The sequence below is a fragment of the Novosphingobium sp. genome, from assembly GCF_027486195.1.
Taxonomy (GTDB): domain Bacteria; phylum Pseudomonadota; class Alphaproteobacteria; order Sphingomonadales; family Sphingomonadaceae; genus Novosphingobium.
Window position 1 is genome coordinate 1 of the sequence record NZ_JAIXPP010000040.1, and the last position, 19,781, is coordinate 19,781.

16 protein-coding genes are annotated in these 19,781 nt (G+C 65.7%); 7 read left to right on the forward strand and 9 right to left on the reverse strand.

The window, feature by feature from the left end:
- Positions 1 to 375: 375 nt before the first annotated feature.
- Both prmC and prfA read right to left on the reverse strand, forming a co-directional pair.
- A complete protein-coding gene (prmC, locus tag Q0071_RS07945) occupies positions 376 to 1,206 on the reverse strand; it encodes a peptide chain release factor N(5)-glutamine methyltransferase (RefSeq protein WP_298167105.1) in 831 nt (276 codons plus the stop codon).
- Between the two features lie 5 nt (positions 1,207 to 1,211).
- A complete protein-coding gene (prfA, locus tag Q0071_RS07950) occupies positions 1,212 to 2,282 on the reverse strand; it encodes a peptide chain release factor 1 (protein WP_298167107.1) in 1,071 nt (356 codons plus the stop codon).
- A gap of 68 nt (positions 2,283 to 2,350) precedes the next feature.
- On the opposite strand from prfA, the gene Q0071_RS07955 reads away from it, so the two are divergent.
- Positions 2,351 to 2,686: a GIY-YIG nuclease family protein gene (locus Q0071_RS07955; protein WP_298167109.1), complete on the forward strand. Its 336-nt coding sequence runs from the start codon at positions 2,351 to 2,353 to the stop codon at positions 2,684 to 2,686.
- A gap of 41 nt (positions 2,687 to 2,727) precedes the next feature.
- Here the strand turns inward: Q0071_RS07955 and hisS are convergent, their stop codons facing one another.
- The gene (hisS, locus tag Q0071_RS07960) at positions 2,728 to 4,086 is read right to left on the reverse strand and encodes a histidine--tRNA ligase (protein ID WP_298167112.1); all 1,359 of its coding nucleotides are present in this window, start codon (positions 4,084 to 4,086) and stop codon (positions 2,728 to 2,730) included.
- Between the two features lie 106 nt (positions 4,087 to 4,192).
- Between hisS and Q0071_RS07965 the strand changes: the two genes are divergently transcribed.
- From Q0071_RS07965 to ppa, 3 genes are all read left to right on the forward strand, one after another.
- Complete coding sequence (locus Q0071_RS07965) at positions 4,193 to 6,199, forward strand: peptidase M61 (protein WP_298167115.1); 2,007 nt, start codon at positions 4,193 to 4,195, stop codon at positions 6,197 to 6,199.
- A gap of 1 nt (position 6,200) precedes the next feature.
- Positions 6,201 to 6,887 carry a DUF1345 domain-containing protein gene (locus Q0071_RS07970; RefSeq protein WP_298167118.1) on the forward strand — a complete coding sequence of 229 codons (687 nt, stop codon included), beginning with the start codon at positions 6,201 to 6,203 and terminating at the stop codon, positions 6,885 to 6,887.
- A 105-nt stretch (positions 6,888 to 6,992) separates the two neighbouring features.
- Positions 6,993 to 7,526 carry an inorganic diphosphatase gene (gene ppa, locus Q0071_RS07975; RefSeq protein ID WP_298167121.1) on the forward strand — a complete coding sequence of 178 codons (534 nt, stop codon included), beginning with the start codon at positions 6,993 to 6,995 and terminating at the stop codon, positions 7,524 to 7,526.
- 27 nt (positions 7,527 to 7,553) lie between these two features.
- Here the strand turns inward: ppa and Q0071_RS07980 are convergent, their stop codons facing one another.
- Positions 7,554 to 8,900 (reverse strand): metallopeptidase TldD-related protein, encoded by a 1,347-nt coding sequence (locus tag Q0071_RS07980; protein ID WP_298167124.1) that lies wholly within the window; start codon positions 8,898 to 8,900, stop codon positions 7,554 to 7,556.
- A gap of 69 nt (positions 8,901 to 8,969) precedes the next feature.
- On the reverse strand, positions 8,970 to 9,353 hold the full coding sequence (locus tag Q0071_RS07985; protein WP_298167127.1) for a hypothetical protein: 384 nt from the start codon (positions 9,351 to 9,353) through the stop codon (positions 8,970 to 8,972).
- Positions 9,354 to 9,538: 185 nt separating this feature from the next.
- Between Q0071_RS07985 and lptB the strand changes: the two genes are divergently transcribed.
- Together lptB and rpoN are read left to right on the forward strand one after the other, a co-directional pair.
- Positions 9,539 to 10,318, forward strand: a complete 780-nt coding sequence (lptB, locus tag Q0071_RS07990) for an LPS export ABC transporter ATP-binding protein (protein ID WP_298167130.1) — start codon at positions 9,539 to 9,541, stop codon at positions 10,316 to 10,318.
- Positions 10,319 to 10,362: 44 nt separating this feature from the next.
- Positions 10,363 to 11,922 (forward strand): RNA polymerase factor sigma-54, encoded by a 1,560-nt coding sequence (gene rpoN, locus Q0071_RS07995; RefSeq protein ID WP_298167133.1) that lies wholly within the window; start codon positions 10,363 to 10,365, stop codon positions 11,920 to 11,922.
- Between the two features lie 5 nt (positions 11,923 to 11,927).
- Here rpoN and Q0071_RS08000 read toward each other — a convergent pair whose 3' ends face one another.
- Genes Q0071_RS08000 through Q0071_RS08015 form a run of 4 tightly spaced genes read right to left on the reverse strand, consistent with a single transcriptional unit; the run spans position 11,928 to position 18,209 of the window.
- Positions 11,928 to 12,776, reverse strand: coding sequence for a phosphodiesterase (locus Q0071_RS08000; RefSeq protein ID WP_298167135.1), 849 nt, complete (start codon positions 12,774 to 12,776; stop codon positions 11,928 to 11,930).
- A gap of 19 nt (positions 12,777 to 12,795) precedes the next feature.
- Complete coding sequence (locus tag Q0071_RS08005; RefSeq protein WP_298167137.1) at positions 12,796 to 14,679, reverse strand: cytochrome c3 family protein; 1,884 nt, start codon at positions 14,677 to 14,679, stop codon at positions 12,796 to 12,798.
- Positions 14,680 to 14,687: 8 nt separating this feature from the next.
- A complete protein-coding gene (locus Q0071_RS08010) occupies positions 14,688 to 15,596 on the reverse strand; it encodes a hypothetical protein (RefSeq protein ID WP_298167140.1) in 909 nt (302 codons plus the stop codon).
- A 3-nt stretch (positions 15,597 to 15,599) separates the two neighbouring features.
- Positions 15,600 to 18,209 carry a cyclic nucleotide-binding domain-containing protein gene (locus tag Q0071_RS08015; protein WP_298167144.1) on the reverse strand — a complete coding sequence of 870 codons (2,610 nt, stop codon included), beginning with the start codon at positions 18,207 to 18,209 and terminating at the stop codon, positions 15,600 to 15,602.
- A gap of 242 nt (positions 18,210 to 18,451) precedes the next feature.
- On the opposite strand from Q0071_RS08015, the gene Q0071_RS08020 reads away from it, so the two are divergent.
- On the forward strand, positions 18,452 to 19,498 hold the full coding sequence (locus tag Q0071_RS08020; RefSeq protein WP_298167147.1) for a tetratricopeptide repeat protein: 1,047 nt from the start codon (positions 18,452 to 18,454) through the stop codon (positions 19,496 to 19,498).
- Positions 19,499 to 19,781: the final 283 nt, after the last annotated feature.

The window sequence follows — 19,781 nt, forward strand, 5'->3', positions numbered from 1 at the left end:
GAGTTGCTGACCGCCACCCTGCGGGCGGTTGTTGTTCCCGCGACCGCGCCGGCGGTTGTTACCACGATTGTTGTTCAAGTCAGGCACTTTCCTGTTTCGGTGCAACCTTGACCCAGGCAAGTTAAACGTTGTGTTCAACCTGGGCCAGACGTGGCGCAACTCGTGGGTCCGGTCCGGCCAGCCCCGCCGCCGCGCATATTCAACCACGATATGGTATGTTCGTGGTTCCCAGCATTTGCGCGCTGCCGGCCTGCCTTGCCGGCCATCGATGCAAATGGTGGAGTAAGCCGGGACGGGAAGCCTTCATCCGTCGCCCTGCCTGCGGCTCTGATTAGTGACGCGCCGCCACCTTGCCAAGCGAAATGTTTGCCCAATTTACGTCATTTCAACGCAGCGGGGCCGCCCAGCAAGGTCCGGGTGGACTGTGGCGGTCAGCCCGGCGTCGTGGGCCAGTGCCACGACGGCTTCGCCCTGCGTCGCCCCGATCTCGAACAAGGCGGTGCCGCCAGGCGCCAGCATGCCGGGCAAAGCGGGGATCAGCAGGCGGTAGTCATCAAGGCCCAGCGGCCCTGCAAACAGCGCCTCGGCCGGTTCATGGTCGCGCACCGAAGGCTCAAGTTCGGCGTCTGTTTCCACATAGGGCGGATTGGCGAGGACGAGGTCGAACCTGTCGAGGCCTGCGGTCCAACCGGGCTGGGTCCAGTCGCCCGCAACGATCCGCGCGCGTCCGGCGAGGTCGTTGCGCGCGGCATTGCGCGCGGCGATTTCGCGCGCGGCGGCGGAGCGTTCCAGCCCAATCCCCTGCGCCTCGGGCCAGAGCGACAGGGCCGCCAGCAGCAGCGCACCCGAACCGGTACCCAGATCGAGAATCCGCGCCGGCGGGCGTCCCTCGCGCAAGAGGCGGGCAACTTCGACCACGGCCTCGCTATCGCCGCGCGGGATCAGCACCGCGGGGCTGACCTCAAGCTCGAGGCCATGGAACGGTTGCGTGCCAAGGATATAGGCGATCGGTTCGTGGCGCAGACGGCGGTCCAGAATGGACGTGAAGTTCGCTGGAGGTCCGCAATGGAGGTGCCGCAGCAGCAGTTCGGTGCGGCTTAAACCGAGCGCATGGGCCATGAGGAGCTCGGCATCGAGCCGCGCGGTATCGCTGGTCGCGGCGAGCCGCGCGGCGGCGTCGCGCAGCGCCGCGCGAACGTCAGGCATGCGCCTCAGGCATCGAGGGCCGCGAGGCGCTTGACCTGATCCTCGGCGGCGAGCGCGTCAATCAGTTCGCCCAGGCCCGGGCCTTCGAGGATTTCGGGCAGGCGGTGCAGGGTCAGGTTGATGCGGTGATCGGTCACCCGGCCTTGCGGAAAATTGTAGGTGCGGATGCGTTCGGAGCGGTCTCCGGAACCCACCATGGCCTTGCGCGCTTCGGCCTCCGCGCCGTGGGCCTCAGCACGGCGCAGATCATAGAGGCGCGTGCGCAGCACCTGCAACGCCTTGTCCTTGTTCTTGTGCTGGCTGCGCTGGTCCTGCTGGATCACGACAAGGCCGGTGGGCAAGTGCGTCAGCCGCACCGCCGAATCCGTGGTGTTGACATGCTGGCCGCCCGCCCCGCTGGCGCGGTAGATGTCGATCTTGATGTCACCCGGCTCGATCTGCACATCGACTTCGTCCGGCTCCGGCAGCACGGCAACCGTCGCCGCGCTGGTGTGGATGCGCCCGCCGCTCTCGGTCACGGGCACGCGCTGCACGCGGTGAACGCCGCTTTCGTACTTGAGCTTGGCGAACACGCCGGTGCCCGCGACGTTGGCGACGACTTCCTTGAAACCGCCCAGTTCGTTGGCATTGGCCGAGACCATTTCGACCCGCCAGCCCTGTTCGGCGGCGAAACGCTCGTACATCCGGTAGAGATCAGCGGCGAACAGCGCGGCCTCGTCACCCCCGGTGCCGGCGCGGATTTCGAGCATCGCGGGGCGGCTGTCGGCACTGTCGCGCGGCAGCATCGCGATTGCGAGCGCGCGTTCGGCCTCGGGCAATTCGGCGCGCAGGTGGGCGATTTCCTCTTCGGCCAGCGCGCGCATTTCGGGATCGGGATCGCTGCTGGCGCTGAGTGCGGCTAGCTCGCCGCGCATCGTGCTGACATGCGCAGCGGCGCGGGCGACGGGCTCAAGCTCGGCATAGTCGCAGCTTGCCGTGACGAAGGCAGGGCCTTCCAATGTGCCCGAAGCCAGCCGCGCTTCGAGTTCAGCGAAGCGGGAGGCGATCTGGGCAAGGCGGGTGTCGCTTACCGACACGAGATCCCCCCAAACACTTCGTCATGCTGAACTTGTTTCAGCATCCATCGTGCCGCATGCTCCGAGCTATGCCAATTGAGCGCAACCCCTGCGTCTACATCCTCGCCAGCGGGCACTACGGCACGACTTACATCGGCGTGACGTCGAACCTGATGCAGCGATTGGGGCAGCACCGCGAAGGTGTGACCAAGGGCTTCACGTCCCGCTATACGGTCCACCGGCTCGTTCACTTCGAGATGTTCGGCGACATGGAGCGCGCGATTGCCCGCGAGAAGCAGCTGAAAAACTGGAAGCGACCGTGGAAGATCAATCTGATCAACGGCGCGAACCCTGAGTGGCGCGACCTTGCGGTGGGGCTGGGGTTCCCACCCCTCGCTCCGCGTGTGCGGAGAGATGGACCCTGAAACAAGTTCAGGGTGACGAGATTTAGGGGAACTGGAGGTGATCACTTCGAAACCGTGATCCACGGGCCGACCACGATCCCATCGGGAAGATCTGACGAATATCCCTCGGCGGCCAGCACATCAGAAATTGCGCAAACGCCTTTCGATAAATCCAGCTCCGCGTTGGTGGCGGCAAGTTTGATCGCGAATGTAGAGGCAGGTGCTGAAGTCGGGCTTTGAAGCGTGACGATCATTTCGGCGCCATCACCTTTCGCCTTGTCGAAACGTCTCTGACGCTTCCCGCGGGCATAGACATCTGTTGTCACACCCGTCGAGCGCAGTCGAGCAGACAGCAAGGTCGCAAATCCTTCAGCTTCGGCCGATTCGACAACGAGAGCCACGTCGAATGGAGGGGACAGGTTTGTTCCAGAGTCCCCCACCAGCATCGCCAGCCGCTCGATCCCCGCTGCCCAACCAACCGCTGGCGTGTGCGGCCCACCGAGCGCTTCGATCAGGCCGTCATAACGCCCGCCGCCGAGCACGGTGCCTTGAGCCCCCAGCCGGTCGGTGACGAACTCGAACGCGGTGTGGCGGTAGTAATCGAGCCCCCGCACCAGCGTTTGCGCGCGCGTCCAAGCCACGCCAGCTGCATCCAGCCCGGCGGTTACCTTGCCGAAGAACTCCTGCGCTTCGTCCGATAGGAACGCGTCGATCATCGGCGCGTCGGCAGTGAAGACTTTGTCGCGCGGGTCCTTGCTGTCGAGGATGCGCAGCGGGTTCTTCTCGAGCCGCTCCTGCGAATCCTCGCTCAGCTCGCCCTTCACCGCGCGGAAGTAGTCGATCAGCGCCGCCCGCCATGCCTCGCGGCTCGGGGCATCGCCCAGCGTGTTGAGTTGGAGCGTGACGCCGTCCGATATGCCCAGCTCGCGCAGGATCTGGTCGGCCATCACCAGCAGCTCCACATCCGCCTGCGGCTCGCCCGCGCCGATGATCTCGGCGTCGATCTGGTGGAACTGGCGGTAGCGGCCCTTCTGCGGGCGCTCGTAGCGAAACAACGGGCCGTGCGTCGCCAGCTTGAGCGGCGCGTGCTGCTGCCAGCCGTTGGTGAGATAGGCGCGCGCGATTCCGGCGGTGAATTCGGGGCGCAGGGTCAGCGATTCGCCGCCGCGGTCCTCGAAGCTGTACATTTCCTTGGAAACGACATCGGTCGTCTCGCCCAGACTGCGGCTGAACACAGCGGTCTTTTCGAACACCGGCATCTCGGCGCGCCGGAAGCGGTAGAGCCGGCGCACGCGTTCGAAGGTTTCGACCACGAAGGCGAAAGCCTCGGCGTCTGGTCCGAAGATGTCCTGCGTGCCGCGGATCGCCTGCGGCGTTGCGGTTGCTGGTTTCGGGGCGGATGTGTTCTTGTCGCTGCTCATGTCAGTGCGCGCGATTAGCGGGAATGTGGTCAGGGGGAAAGGGGCGCAGGCTGCCCAATGGTCGGGGCCGGTTGCAGTCGCGCAAGCTTCGCGCCATGAAGCGCCGATGATCACGACCCCGATGCGCGCTTTGCGCCCTGCCGCCCTGCTGACTTTCGCCGCAGCTCTGCTTGCCACCACCGCCCCGGTCTGGGCGCAGGTTCAGCCGCCGACGAACACCCGCCCCATGGCGGTGCCGATTGTCGAAACGATCCCGGACGCCGAGGACAAGCCCTATCCCGGCACGATCCAGCTGGCGATCGACGCCAGCGACACCACCACCGGCGCCTACCGCGTGACCGAGACGATTCCGGTGCCAGCCGGCCAGTCGAAGCTCACGCTGCTCTATCCCAAGTGGCTGCCCGGCAACCACGGGCCCAAGGGCACGATTGCCGAGCTTGTCGACGTGCGCTTCTACGCTGGTGGCCGGTTGCTGACCTGGACCCGCGATCCGGTCGACGTTTTTGCCTTCCATGTCGATGTGCCGGCCGGTGCGGGCGAAGTGACCGCGAAGTTCATCCACACCTCGCCGCTGCGCGAGAGCGAAGGCCGCGTTACGATGACGCGCGAAATGCTCAATCTGCAGTGGGAGAAGATGAGCCTCTATCCTGCCGGGTACTACGTGCGGCAGATCAAGGTGCAGCCGACCGTCACGTTCCCGGCGGGCTGGCAGGTCTTCACCGCGCTCGATGGCAAGGCAGCGAACAACAACGTGGTGACCTGGGGCGTGACCGACTACGAAACGCTGGTCGATTCGCCGATCTTTGCCGGGCTCTACGCCGCCCGCCACGATCTGGGGCAAGGGGTCTGGTTCGATCTGGTGGCCGACAAGCCCGAGCTTCTCAAGATCGCGCCGGAGAACCTGCAGGTCTATCGCAACATGGTGGACGAGGCGATGCTCGCGTTTGGCGCCAAGCACTTCGATCACTACGATTTCCTGCTGGCGATGACCGACCGCATGGGCGGGATCGGCCTGGAGCATCACCGGTCCAGCGAAAACCAGTACGAGCCGCGCACGCTGATCGACTGGGCGGCCGGTGACTGGGATCGCAATGTGATCCCGCACGAGTTTTCGCATTCGTGGGACGGCAAGTATCGCCGTCCGGCCAGGCTGTGGACGCCGGACTACCGCGCGCCGATGCAGGACAACCTGCTGTGGGTCTATGAAGGGCAGACGCAGTTCTGGGGTCTCGTGCTTGCCGCGCGTTCGGGCGTGCAGAGCAAGGATCAGGTGCTCGGCCAGCTCGCCAACTATGCGGGGTCCTTTACCCAGTATCCGGGCCGCGAGTGGCGATCGGTCGAGGACACCACGCACGATCCGATCATGGCGAGCCGCAAGCCCAAGCCGTTTTCCTCGCTCGCGCGGAACGAGGAATACTACACCGAAGGCGCTCTGGTCTGGCTGGAGACCGAGGCGATCCTGCGCGAGGGCACTGCGGGCAAAAAGGGTATCGACGATTTCGCCAAGGCCTTCTTCGGCGTCAACAACGGCGACTGGGGCGTGCTGACCTACGAACTCGACGACGTGGTGAAGACGTTGAACGGACTCTATCCCTACGACTGGGCGGCCTTCTTCAAGACCCGCATCCAGACGCCGGGCCAGCCCTCGCCGCTCGGCGGGATCGAGCGCGGCGGCTACAAGCTGGCGTGGAAGGAAGACCCCAATCCTTACGACAAGGCACGGATGGCGGCGGCCAAGTACATCTCGCTCAACCATTCCATCGGCCTTGCGATCGACAACGACGGCAAGGTGACCGGAAGCCGCTGGGATAGCCCGGCGTTCCGCGCCGGGATCGTCACGGGGATGCAGATCCTCTCGGTGAACGGCAAGACCTATGATCAGGAATCGATCAAGGCTGCGATCACCGCTGCCAAGGGCACGGCTGCTCCGATCGAACTGATCGTCAAGCGCGACGATGTCGTGCGCACGGTCCAGGTGCAGTATCATGATGGGCTGCGCTGGCCCTGGCTGGAGCGCGCCGCACCGGGCACCGCGCCGACCGGGCTCGACAAGCTGCTGGCGCCGCGCGCGCCGGCCGCAAAGCCGGCTGCCAAGAAGCCGGCCGCGAAGTAACGTGGACAGTAGCGGCAGCACCAGCGCTGACCGGGCCAGACTGCGGTTCGGCCAGCGCTTTGCCCCGCTGCGTTTCGTGCTGTTTCTCGTCCTGCTGGTTGCAGGGGCCGCCGCTCGCGGCTGGATGACGGGCTACGCCGATCTGGCCGATGCGCTGGTCGTCGGCTTCGATCTGGCGGTCGTTGGCTTTCTTCTCTCGTTGATCCCGCTGCTGCGCGAATGCGACATGGCGACAATGCGGCGGCATTCGGAAGAAAACGATGCCAACCGCACGATCGTGCTCGTCGTCAGTACGGTGATCACGCTGGTCGTCATGGCCGCGATCGCGGGCGAACTGCCCGCTGCCAAGCACGGCGAGCCGGGGGCCTTGCTGCGCTTGATCGCCACGCTGCTGCTGACCTGGCTGTTTGCCAATGTGGTCTATGCGCTGCACTATGCCCACGAATACTATCGGGCCGGCGCGGTCCCCGGCGAGGATGCCGGCGGGCTGGAGTTCCCCGGCAGCGGACACCCGGACTACCTCGATTTTGCCTATTTCTCGCTCACGCTCGGAATGACCTTCCAGACCTCCGACGTGGAGATCTCCTCGCGGACGATTCGCCGGATCGTCACCGCACATTCCTTTGCGGCCTTCATTTTCAACATCGGGGTGATTGCCTTCACCATCAACGGGATCGGCGGAATCTAGCGGCGGAATGCGGACGTTGCCTCACGTTCATGTTGCGACGCACAACGCGCGGCGCTAGAGCCCCGTTACGTTTTCAACGCCACTCCGGCCCAGCGAAGGCATCCCATGCGCATCGACATGATCCCTACCGGCGAAAATCCGCCCGAGACGCTCAACGTGATCATCGAAGTGCCGGTCGGCGGCGAGCCGGTGAAGTACGAGTTCGACAAGGCTTCGGGCGCGCTGTTCGTCGACCGCATCCTGCACACGCCGATGCGCTATCCGGCGAACTACGGCTTCGTGCCGCACACCCTTTCGCCCGACGGCGATCCGCTTGACGCGCTGGTGATCGCACGTTCGCCCTTCGTGCCCGGCTCGGTAGTGCGCGTACGGCCGATCGCGGTGCTCAACCTCGAGGACGAGCACGGCGGCGACGAGAAGCTCATCTGCGTGCCCGACGACAAGACCTTCCCCTACTACCGCGACGTTGCCGAGCAGAGCGACCTGCCCGAGATCGTGCTCCAGCAGATCGAGCACTTCTTCACCCACTACAAGGACCTCGAAAAGGAAAAGTGGGTCCGCGTCGGCAAGTGGGGCGGCGCCGAGGATGCCAAGCGCATCACGCTCGAAGCGATCGAGCGCGCCAAGACCGCGAAGTAAGCTGCGGTTGAGGGCGCCGCGGCGCCCTCAGTCCCCCGCGACGCTGAGCCCGTCGATCCGGAGCGTCGGCACATCGATGCCGCGCCAGGTTTCAAGATCGTCTGCAGCAACAAGCCGCGCGAACATGTCGATCAGGTTGCCCGCCACAGTGAACTCGGCAATCGGCCCGGCAATTTCGCCGTTCACGATGCGATAGCCCGAAGCGCCGCGGCTGTAATCGCCGGTCACGCCGTTGACACCGTGGCCGATCAGCTCGGTCACATAGATCCCGTCGGCAATATCGGCCATCAGTGCGGCGCGGCTCACCGATCCCGGCTGCAGCACGAGATTGCCCGCCGTGACATGCGGCGCACCCGATCCCCCGCGCGAGGCGTGGCCGGTGGGCGCCGCGCCGAGCTGGCGTGCAGCGGCGGAATCCATCAGCCAGCCGGTCAGGCGGCCGTTTTCGACGAGGTTGCGGGGGCCGGTCGGCAGGCCTTCACCATCGAACGGGCGCGAGCGCGGTCCGCGCAGGCGGTGCGGATCTTCGCTGATGGTGATCGCGGAATCGAAGATCTGCGCGCCGTCCTTGTCGAGCAGGAAACTGGCGCGGCGCGCGATGGCCGAGCCCGACATGGCGCCGAGCAGATGGCCGACCAGCGAACTGCCGACCCGCGGATCGAACACGATCGGATAGGCGCCGCTCTTGACGCGGCCCGGATTGACGCGTGCAACGGTGCGCTCTCCCGCTTCGCGCCCGATCTCGGCGGGCGAAGGCAGATCGGCGGCGTGGCGCGCGCTGCGCCAGGAATAATCGCGCTGCATGCCGCTGTCCGTCCCCGCAAGGACGCTGGCCGAGCGGCCGTGGCTGGTGGCGGCATAGGCGCCGCCAAAGCCGTGGCTGGTGGCCAGTGCAACGACGCCGCGCCCGGCGCTGGCGCTGCCACCTTCGCTGTTGGTGACGCCGGGGACAGCGCGCGCGGCATCCTCGGCTTCTTCGGCCCAGCGCCGCAGCGTTTGCGGATCCGGTTCGTTGGCATCGACGAGATCGAGATCGGCCACGCCGCTGCGCAGCAGCAGCTCTTCCGGCGCAAGGCCGGCGAACTTGTCTGCCGGGGCGGCGCGGGCCATGTCGACCGCGCGGCTGGCCAGCTCATCGAGCGCGCTGTCTCCCAGATCGGTCGAACCGATCGAAGCCGAAGCACCTCCGACGAACACGCGCAGGCCGATATGTTCGGATTCGGAGCGCTCGACATCTTCAAGTGCGCCGAGGCGGACCGAGACAGCCTCTGACGAATCGGCGATGTAGACGGCATCGCCGGCTTCGGCGCCAGCCTTCAGCGCGCGTTCGATCAGCGCGTGGCAGCGCTCCTGCGCCTCATGGGGGGAAAGCATCGGGGGAACGGGCCTTTCAAACGTACGGTCGTCTGGCCCTGCATATAGGTGCCGCCGCGCGGCGGGCAATCAGAACAACGAAACCAGCGCCCGGAACACGGCAGCAAGCAGGAACGGCAGGCCGATCGCGACGGCCCAGGTTGCCAGTTGATCGCGGCGGAATGCGGTGCGCAGGTCAGGATCAGCGGCTTCGCTATCGCTCAGGGCCTCCCAGCGGCGCTCGAAATTGCGGAACATCGGGATGATCCCGGCGACCAGCACGACCAGCGCCATCATCGGCAGCATCGATCCGCCTTCGCCTTCCAGCGTGCGCAAGGTCACGAAGATCTGGAGGCTGGTGTAGACGAGCAGACTGTAGGCGACAGTGTCGCTCATCCGTTTGCGCCAATCGAGTGCGTGGCCCTGCATGGCTGTGCCTTCGCGTCCCAGATCCGCAGCAATTCCCTTGCGCATCGGTTGTGCCCCCGTTTCTGCCTCTCCAAGCGGAGTAGACCACGACTTCGGGAATGTTTCAAGCACTGCAATATTACCGGGGGTCTATCCTGACGCATCTCGCGGCGAGACATGCATAAATCCTGCCAAAGGCGCGCAGACGGGCTTTGCCCGCGCCGCGGACCGGGCTATGGACCAACTCGATTATGGATGAGACGCCCGCCACTGCGACCAACCAGGCAACCCTCGCGCCCCAATCGGCTCTGGGCGGGCTGGAAGTTGTCTCGATCGCCAAGAGCTATGACAAGCGCGCGGTGCTGACCGATATCTCGCTATCGGTGGGCAAGGGCGAAGTGCTGGGGCTGCTCGGGCCCAACGGTGCGGGCAAGACCACCTGCTTCTATTCGATCATGGGTCTGGTGCGGCCGGATTCGGGGCGCATCCTGCTTGATGGCGTCGATATCACCCGCCTTCCCATGTATCGCCGGGCGATCCTCGGGCTGGGCTATCTGCCGCAGGAAACCTCGATTTTCCGGGGCATGACGGTCGAGCAGAACATCATGACCGTGCTCGAACTGGTCGAGCCCGACAAGACTACCCGTGCGGCGGAGCTCGACCGGCTGCTCGATGAGTTCGGCCTCACCCGCCTGCGCACCTCGCCTGCCATGGCGCTCTCGGGCGGTGAGCGGCGGCGCTGTGAAATTGCCCGTGCACTCGCGGCGAATCCGTCGATCATCCTGCTCGATGAACCGTTCGCGGGCATCGATCCGCTTTCGATCAGCGACATTCGCCACCTCGTGATCGATCTCAAGAATCGTGGCATTGGCGTGCTGATCACCGATCACAACGTGCGCGAGACGCTCGATATCGTGGACCGCGCCTGCATCATCTATGGCGGGCAGGTGCTGTTCGCCGGCAGCCCCGAAGCGCTGGTGGCCGATCCCAACGTGCGCCGACTCTATCTCGGCGAAGGCTTCACCCTATGACGTTTCGGGGTTTGATGCTGCCGAGACCGGGAGGATAGGCGGCGATGGCGCTGGGTCCGCGGCTCGACCTCCGCCAGAGCCAGTCACTGGTCATGACCCCGCAGCTTCAGCAGGCGATCAAGCTGCTGGCGCTGTCGAACCTCGAGATCGAGACCTTCATCGGGGAGGCGCTGGATTCGAACCCGCTGCTCGAACTGGGCGAAAGCGGGCCAGATGGCGGCAGCGAACCCGTGTTCGAGGGCGAGCCCGACGCGCTGCGCCGCACGACACTCGAATCCTCGCCGGTGGATCAGCTGGTCAGCGAAGGGCGCGCGGCGGATGACCGACCGCTCGATATCGACGCCACTGCGCTCGACCGCGACCGCGATACCGGTGACGGTGATCAGGGTGGAGGCACGAAGAGCGATTTCACCGACAGCCTCGGCGATTTCGGCAGCAGCGGCGCGGGCGGCGAAGCGCCGGACATCAACGAGCGCGGCGGGACAAGCGAAACGCTGGCCGAGCATCTCCATGCGCAGATCGGCGCGGTCACGTCGGACCCGGCGTTGCTGTTTGCCGCGCGCTGGCTGATCGATCAGATCGACGAGGCTGGCTACCTTACCGCCACCCTCGAAGACGCGCGCGAGGCGCTTGGCTTGCCGCAGGCGGCGGTGCAGGCGGCGCTGGCCCTTGTCCATTCGCTCGACCCCACCGGTGTGGGCGCACGCAATCTTGGCGAATGCATCGCGCTGCAGGCGCGCGAGGCGGATCGCTATGATCCCTGCATGGCGCGGCTGATCGACAATCTCGATCTGCTCGCGCGCGGCGAGATCGCGCGATTGAAGCGGCTCTGCCAGGTCGATGACGAGGACTTTTCCGACATGCTGCGCGAGCTGCGCAGCTATGATCCCAAGCCCGGCCTGCGCTTCGGCAGCCGTCCGGCCGAGGCGGTCGTGCCCGATATCCTCATTCAGGCAGTGATGGGCGATGACGGCGCAGGCCAAAGGCACATCGAGGGCTGGGACATCGCGCTCAATCCCGCGACCCTGCCGCGCCTGGTGGTCAATCGGCGATACTATGTGGAAATGCGGCATGCCTGCGTGGGCAAGGATGCCAAGGCGTGGCTGGGCGAGCGGCTGGCCGATGCCAATTGGCTGCTCAAGGCGCTCGATCAGCGGCAGAAGACGATCCTCAAGGTCGCCGCGGAAATCGTGAAGCAGCAGGAAGGCTTCTTCCGCATGGGCGTCGCGCACTTGAAGCCGCTCACCCTGCGCACCGTGGCCGAAGCGATCTCGATGCACGAATCGACCGTGAGCCGCGTGACGTCCAACAAGTACCTCCACTGCGCGCGCGGCACCTTCGAGCTGAAATACTTCTTCACCTCGGGCGTGGCTTCGGCGGATGGCGAAAGTTCGGTTTCGGCGGAGTCGGTCAAGGCAGTAATCCGCCAGTTGATCGATGCGGAAGACCCCAAGGCTGTCCTTTCGGACGATACCCTTGTCGATCTTCTCAAGGCACGCGGCTTCGATCTCGCCCGGCGGACGGTTGCAAAATACCGCGAGGCGATCGGGTTGGGCAGCTCGGTGCAGCGCCGCCGGCAGAAGGCGCTGGCGGGGGCCAGATAGGCCGCTTAAGCTGGCCGTTCGGCCAGCATGTGCTGGATCATGCCCTGCAGATTGGCATCATAGCGGGCGAGGATCGTGTGATCCTCCGCCGTTTGCCAGTGCGTCACCAGTTCACGCCCGTTCCACCAGTGCAGCGCATAGGCAGGCGGATCGGCCACGATCAGCGGGCGATGGTCCGGATGGTCGGGATCGATCGGACTGAGATCGAGCGCGACTTGCGGCGCGGTCGAGGGGCAGGTGGCGACGACGAGCTCTTCCCAATGCGCCGTCACCGCTCTGTGGATATGGCCGCAGACAAGGCCGATCACATTGCTCCGACTGCGCAGGCAGGCGGCGAGGCGTTCGACCCAGGGCTCGGCCGGATCGGTGTTCATCCATGCAATGCCCACTTCGATCGGCGGGTGGTGCTGCACGATCAGCGTCTTGCGCTCCGGCGCGGCATCGAGCTGTGCGGTGAGCCAGGCGGCACGCTCCTCGCAGAAAGCGCCGCCGTGGCGGCCTTCCTCCAGCGTATCGAGCACGAGCAGGCGCAGCGCAGCGGTTTCGATGGCGTATTGCAGGAAGCCGCCGGAAAACATCGCTTCCGGGAAGACTTCGGCGAAATTGGCGCGTTCGTCGTGGTTGCCGAGCGCGAAGTAGACCGGGAAGGGCAGGCCGGAGAGCGCTTCGCGGAGCCGTTCGTAGCTCGCGCGGTCGCCGCGGTCGATCAGGTCACCAGTGGCGAGCAGCATGTCCGGCTGCGGCGCCATGCGTGCCAGTTCTGCCACCACCCGGTCGAGCCGCTGGCGGTTGAACTCCCCAGGGCTGTCAGGCTCGAAGCCCAGGTGGATATCGGTGATCTGTGCGATCAGCATCCGGCGGTCCCAAGTGCCTCTAGCGCGGGTCTGGTGGGTGGCGAGTGCGGTCCCACGCTGCCGTAAGCAGTGCAGGGCCCTTGCGCTGTTGAGCCGGCTTCCACGGTGCGCCACTGTCCATGTGATATTCGTGGCACATTGCGCAGCCTGATGCGACCGGTTCCTTCACGTGCGCGCTGGCGAGCTTGGCCCCGCCCTCGCCCACATGGCACGAGCGGCAGCCGCCCGCGCCGTCGATCCCCGGCACGAGCACGGCATCGGCATCATTCGAGGTGGCTGCCTTCACATGGCAGGTCACGCATTCGGACTTGCGGTGGTCTTTATGATCGAACCAGCCCTTGCTGTAGTAGCGCCCGTTCTGCACGGGCCGCTGCACAGTGAAACCGGCGGTTGCCGCGCTCCCGCCGCGCCCGATCGTATGGCAATCATAGCAAAGGCCGCCCTTGCTGAATACGGCGGCCACAGCCGCGTCTGCCTGCATGGGATAGAAGTGGACCGCGCGGGCAAAATCCGCTGCGGTCGATTGCTGCGCCGCTGCACCGGGAATGCGCCGCGCCATGCCCGAAAGGCTGGCTGGGTGCGGCGGCATGCCGCCCCGGAATGCGGCGCGCAGATCGGCGACGACCTGATCGGGCTGGCCATGGCGCAGCGTGCGGAAAGTGCCGCCGATCTCGTCGAATGTCAGCGCGTGGCACGATTGGCAGGCCTTCTCCATCTCGACCGGCTTGAACCGCGCCCCGCCGCTGTCGGTCTGGTGGCAATCCTTGCAGCCAAGCGCATCATTAGAGGCAAACTGGCCCGGACGGCGGCGTACCATTTGCGCGATGCCGTTGGTTGTGGAGAGGTGCTGGGCGTGGGTGAACTTGAGCCCGCTGTGCTCCTTCATGCCGTCCTGCCAAACCGCGCGCTGGACCATAGGTTTGCCATCCCCGCCGATCCCGGCCACGAGCATGGGCCGGAGCTGGGGATGGGCCGTCCCGAAATCGGCGGCATCGGCGATCTGCGTGTCGGGCAAGCGCGTCTTCAGTCCATCGTGGCAGGTGGTGCAGAATTGCTGCTGCGTGGCGGGCATAGCACCCGCGCCCTCATGCTCGGTGTGACAATCGACACACCGGCCAGCGGGTTTGTTGAAAGCCTTGGCCACCGCGCGCTGGAATCCGGCGAAGCCGCCCGGCTCGCCCCGTGCCTTCAGCAGCCGCGCGCCATCGGCGATATGCTGGTGCGCGTCCTCCTTGTGGCAAGTCATGCAGGCGTTGTCGCGCACAGCCACGAAAGCCTGGACATGGCAGGCCTGGCAATCTCCGCCGAGGTTCTTGTGCGCAAGGCTGAGAGTGCCCGAGGACCATGCGGCATCGCCGTGCATACCCGCTGGCCGGCGCGCATCCTTGTGCAGCGCGAGCGGCTGGTAGGTCGCCCACGACCAGATTGGCACCGCGAGGAACGCCAGCAGCACGAGCGCCGCGAAGCCCCAGGCCGATAGACGCTTGCCCGGTAGCAGCTTCTGCAGGGTGTAGGCGCTGCCGATATCGATGGCCTCGGCGCTTTCCGAAACGGCCTCCACCCTGCGCACGGTGAAGGCGGGCAGGCCGCCCTCCGCCTCGCGCGCGAGGGTGATGCGGTGGCCGCCAAAGCCGAGTTCGGCGCCCGTCGCCACATCCAGTTCGCTTGAAGTGGCAGAGCGGCCGTTCACGGTGAACGGCTGCGCGCCGATCGATTCGATCAGCAGTGTCTCGCCATCGATCGCGCGGATGCGGGCATGGCGAGGATCGACGGCAAGATCGGGCAGATGAATGCCAGAGGACCCGTCGCGCCCGATGACGAGGACGGCGCTCTCGACAACCGCGCGGCGGACGATTTCCTCCCCGCTGGATTTGAGCGCGATCTGGCGCACGACAAAGCTCATGGGCGCGTTCACCAGTAGAAGAACACGCTGACGACATGCGCGCAAAGCGCGGCGATCAGCGCGAAAGTCATCGGCACGTGGACATAGAGCCATGCTTGCAGCCAGCCCTTGATCCTCAAGTGCCGCCGCAGCCGGGCCAGCATGGCCTCCTTTCTCGTGAGCAGCGCGTCCACCTTGTCGAGCGGATCATCGGCCATGCGCGGCCGGTGTGCGCGCAGCCGCCGCAGCTCGCCCGCCGCTTCGCGCGTGGCATCGCCGGGATAGCGACCGGTCAGACGATTGACGATCGAGCCTGTGAACGGATCCTGCCCTAGACTGCGGCCCACCAACAAGGCGCAGTCGGGATCGAGCGGCTGTGCAGCATCGTGCAACTGCCGGTCTAGCGAGCGCAGCGCTTCCACCATCTGCTTCTCGGTAATCGCGCCTTCCGCGTCATAGCGGTTGGCCGAAAGTGCGCGCGGCAAGGTGGCATAGGCCGTCACGCCGAAGATGCCCGAGACGATCACGATCATCATCAGCACCCAGGCCAGCGTATGCACGTTCCAGCCGAAGGCGAAGCCCGAATGGAGCGTGCCGATCACGATCAGCAGCACGCCGAGCCAGACATGCGCGGATGTCCACCCCTTCAAGGACCAGCGCCCCGGCGTGATCGCACGCTTGCGCATGCCGAGTGCTGTCAGCCAGAGGATCAGCAGCGCGCCGACCGTGCCCAATGTGTAGCCCAGCCAGTTCGAGCCGAAGTGGTGCGGGGGTAGCGGCACGAAGATGTAGAGCAGGATCAGCGCAGCCGCGAGCACGGCGGAAATCTTGATCCACTTGCCGCCGCGATGAACGAGGAAGCTCTCGTGCGTGCTCTGCCGTTCACGCGTGGTGCCGGTGCGGCGGCGGGGGGCGGCAGCTGGTGTTGTCGTCGCCATGGCTCAGGCGCCCTCGTTCTCGAGCCGCGCGACGGTCAGGAACTCATCGGGCGAGACGCGGATCGCCGCCCCCGTCGGGCAGGCGCGCACGCAGCTGGGGCCGCCTTCGATCCCGGCGCACATGTCGCACTTGATCGCCTTCTTGCGGTCGAGCTTGTCGTCGGCCACCGGATCGCCGGTGTATCTGGTGTGCTTCTTCGACCACTTGTAGGGCGGCTCACCCGGCCCGGGGCCGCTGCCGAAGAGGAGCCACGAGAGCAGCGAGGGCTTCTTGGGCGGCACCTTGTCCATGCGGATCACGCCATAGGGGCAGTTGCGCTGGCAATTGCCGCAGCCGATGCAGGTGTCGTCGATGAACACTTCGCCGTCCGGCCCGCGGTGGATCGCATTGGGCGGGCAATCGGCCATGCAGTGCGGATGCTCGCAGTGGCGGCATGAGGTCGGCACGTGGAGGTGCGCAAAGCTCTTGCCCGCCTCGCGGTCGAGCCTTGAAAGCCCGTCGTGGCTGTCGGCGCAGGCCTTCTCGCAATTGTCGCAGCCGACGCAGAGCCGCTCGTCGATCAGCAGCACGTCCGTCGCCTCGCCCAGCCCCTGCGACACGAGGAATTTGGCCTGCTCCGAATAGAGATCGACGACCCCGGAGAAGCCCTCCTTCTTCGATTCGACGAAGGCATTGGTGGCGCGGCGCGCTGCCATGTCGTTGCGCGCGCGGGCCAGCAGCGCAGGCTTGGCTGCCAGCACTCGCGCGAAGGCCTCGCCGTCGATCTTGATCACTTCGCTCTTGATGGCCGCGCGCACTGTCGCGGTGCGCTGCCCGCCATCGATCAGCGCCATTTCCCCCACATAGGACCCCGCGGGGAGGTAGGACAGGAACACCGGCTTCCCGCCGACGATCTTCTCCACGATCATCGAGCCGACGCGGATGACGAACACGTCCTTGTCGTCGGCGCCTTCGGTGATGATCGCCTCGCCCGCGCGCACGGGCATGATCTTCGCGGTATCGACCACTTCGCGCACGTCATCGGGCGTGAGCCCCGCGCCGAACATCTGCAGCAATTGCCGCTCGACCCCGATGCGCTCGATCGCGCGGCGGGCGCTCGGCACCTGGCTCTGCAGCTTGAGCGCGGCGTTGCGGCTGATCTCGACGCAGATGCAGTCGCTCGCCGCCACGATAGTCGCGCCGCGTCGCCGCCCGGAAATCAGGCCGACCTCGCCGAAGATCGAGCCCTTCGCAATGGGCACGACCTTGCTTGGATCGTTGGCGTCGATCCGGACATGCACAGTGCCATCGGCAATGGCAAACAGCGACGAGCCGGGATCGTTCCTTTCGAAGATCGTCTCACCCGCCTGATAGAAGCGGGCATCGGAATCGAGCATGAATTCGCGCAGCTGCAGCGTCGTCATGCCGTTCAGGATGGCGATATTCGTGCGCAGCAATTCGAGCCAGTCGGCCACGCTGCGCCTGCCTGGCAGACTGGCAAACCTGGCCTCTAGCAGCGGCTCGTCCGCCGGCTTGAGAGCCGTATTGCCGTTGATGAACTCGATGACGTCATAGCCCTGGTTCATGCAGTGCTTGATCAGCGGATAGCCCGCGAGCGCACCGATCACGAAAATGCCGGGCGCAGTCGATTCGAACTGCGGTGAGAGTGTGGGAAAGGCGAGCCGGTCATTGCTCGCGAAGGCGATGCCGCAGCCTTCGACAAAGGCGCGGGGCGGGGCAGAGCCGATGCGCGCGATGATCCGGTCGCAGCGGATGCGCTCCTCGCCGTCGCGCGTGTTGAGCGTGATCCAGCCCGGTTCGACTGCGCTGGTCTCGGTCTCGTAGCGGATCGTCAGCTTGCCCGCCGCGTCGTCCTCCACCAGCGCCTTGGCGTTGGGCTCCTTGGCGGTGGCGAAGCTCTCGCGCACGTTGGCTGATTTGGGGCTGCGGTTGAGGATCGTGACGACGTTGCCCTGCGCCGGATCCTCGGCAAGCCCGCGCGCGTTCTCGATCCCCGCGTCACCCGTGCCGATCACCACGATATGCTCGTCGAGCACGGCATAGGGGTCGTCGAGCTGGTAGGTGACATGCGGCAGATCGCCGCCCGGGCAGCGCATCAGGTTCGGGTTGCCCTGCGTGCCGATGGCCAGCACGACCGCTTCGGCCATGACCACTTCGCCGCTCGCCAGCGTGATCGCGTAAGGCGGGGCATGGCGCTGCAGTTCGGTCGTCGTGGTTGAACCATCGCGCGCGCGGGTCACGATCTGCTGGACCGAGCCCTCGATGGCGGGGCCGGTGCCGCGGATCGATCTGACCTCGGCGTTGTACTTGACGTTGACGCCCAGTTCCTCGGTCCGCCTGTTCCAGCGGCCAAGGATATCCTCGCGCTTGCCCGCATCGAATTCCTGATCGGAGCGCAGCACGAGCTGTGACGGCGTCGCCATCACGTGCTTGCCCTTCTGGTATTTGAAGATCGTATCTGAAAGGTGGTCGCTCTTTTCGAGCAGCACGTGCGGCAGCCCCAGTTGCGCCGCCCGGCTCGCCGCGCTCATCCCGGCCGGGCCGGATCCGATGATCGCAACCCGCAATACCTCGCCGAAGCCTTCGCTCACCGGTGCACGCCCCCCTGCCATGCTCGGCACGGGCCCCTTTTGGCTGGCCTTGCGCCTTGTTTTCCCGACTTGCGATCCGTTTGCCGTGGGAGTTTAGCCAATACGCGGCGCTTTGCCAGTCGCATTATGGCTCGGCCGCCGCCGCCATCCGTTCCGCCCCTGCGTGCGGCGGGCTGCTTCCGCACCGCTTGCATGGTGCGGGTGGCAGAGGATATGCCCGGCATGAGGGGCAGCGTCGACTTCGGCGCACAAGGGAGCATGTGATGACCGAGGCCGAACCTACGCCGACCCCAGAACCCGCCCGCACGTCCCCGGCTTCCCCCGCTTCCGTTTCCCCTCCCAGCACTTCATCGGGCCTTGGCGGCCGCGTCGTCCTCGTGCTCGCGGCGGTCGTCGCGCTCACGGCAGGCGGCGTTGCGGTCTGGCGCGGCCAGCGCGATGCCGAGATCATTGCCCTGCCGCCGGCCCCCACCGAAAGCCAGGCCCCCTCGGTCGACGATGTCATCACCCGGCTGGAAGCGCGGCTCAAGGCCAAGCCCGACGATGCCGAAGGCTGGCGCATGCTCGGCTGGTCCTACTTCCAGACACAGCGCTATGCCGAAGCGGCGACCGCGCTCAAGGAAGCCACCAAGCTCGATTCCACGCACGCAGAGACCTATTCGTTCCTCGGTGAATCGCTGGTCCTTGCCAGCAAGACCGAGGGCAAGATCCCCGCTGATGCGCAGGCCGCCTTCAGAAAGGCGCTCAAGCTTGATCCCAAGGATGCCCGGGCGCGCTATTTCCGCGCCGTGGCGATGGATCTGGGCGGGCAGCACCGCAAGGCGATCGACGCCTGGTTCGGGCTGCTCAAGGATACGCCTGCGGACGCGCCCTATGCCGAAGATATCCGCGCGGTGATCAAGAACGTGGGGGACCGCTACAAGATCCCCTACGAGGAGCGCCTCGCCGCCGCCCAGTTTGCCGCGCCCGCCGGCGGCATGGCAACCAATGGTGCGGCGGTCGCTTCGGGCGCCATTCCGGGGCCATCCTCGGCCGAGATCAAGGCCGCTTCCACGCTGCCAAAGGGCCAGCAGGAAGCGATGATCCGCGGCATGGTCGATGGGCTGGAGGCAAAGCTCGCGAAGAACCCGGGCAATGCCGATGGCTGGATCATGCTGATGCGCAGCCGCATGCAACTGGGCGAACCGGGCAAGGCTGCAAAGGCGTTTGAAGGGGGCCTGGCGGCCTTCCGCAACGATCTGGGCGCCACCCGCAAGCTGCGCGAGGCGGCGGTCGCAATCGGTGTGCCGGGCGCGGCTCCTGCCCGGTAAGGCGTCACTTCTTAAAAAAGGTTTCGCCCGACGCTACGCGCACCGACCCTGGAAAAGACCCTTATCAGGGCACTTAACTATTGACAGAAAATGAGATTTTACCAAGCTACCGGGCATGTTCAGATTTCCGTAACGCGAACGGTACCGGCCATGGCGCTTACGAAAAATTAACCTTTCATGTTCATTGGTCATATGGTTAATGACGGTGAAGGCCCTCGGTTAGGGGCCTGAGCCATCGGGGAATGGCAATAAGGGGCTGATCCATGCGCGTGCTGCTGATCGA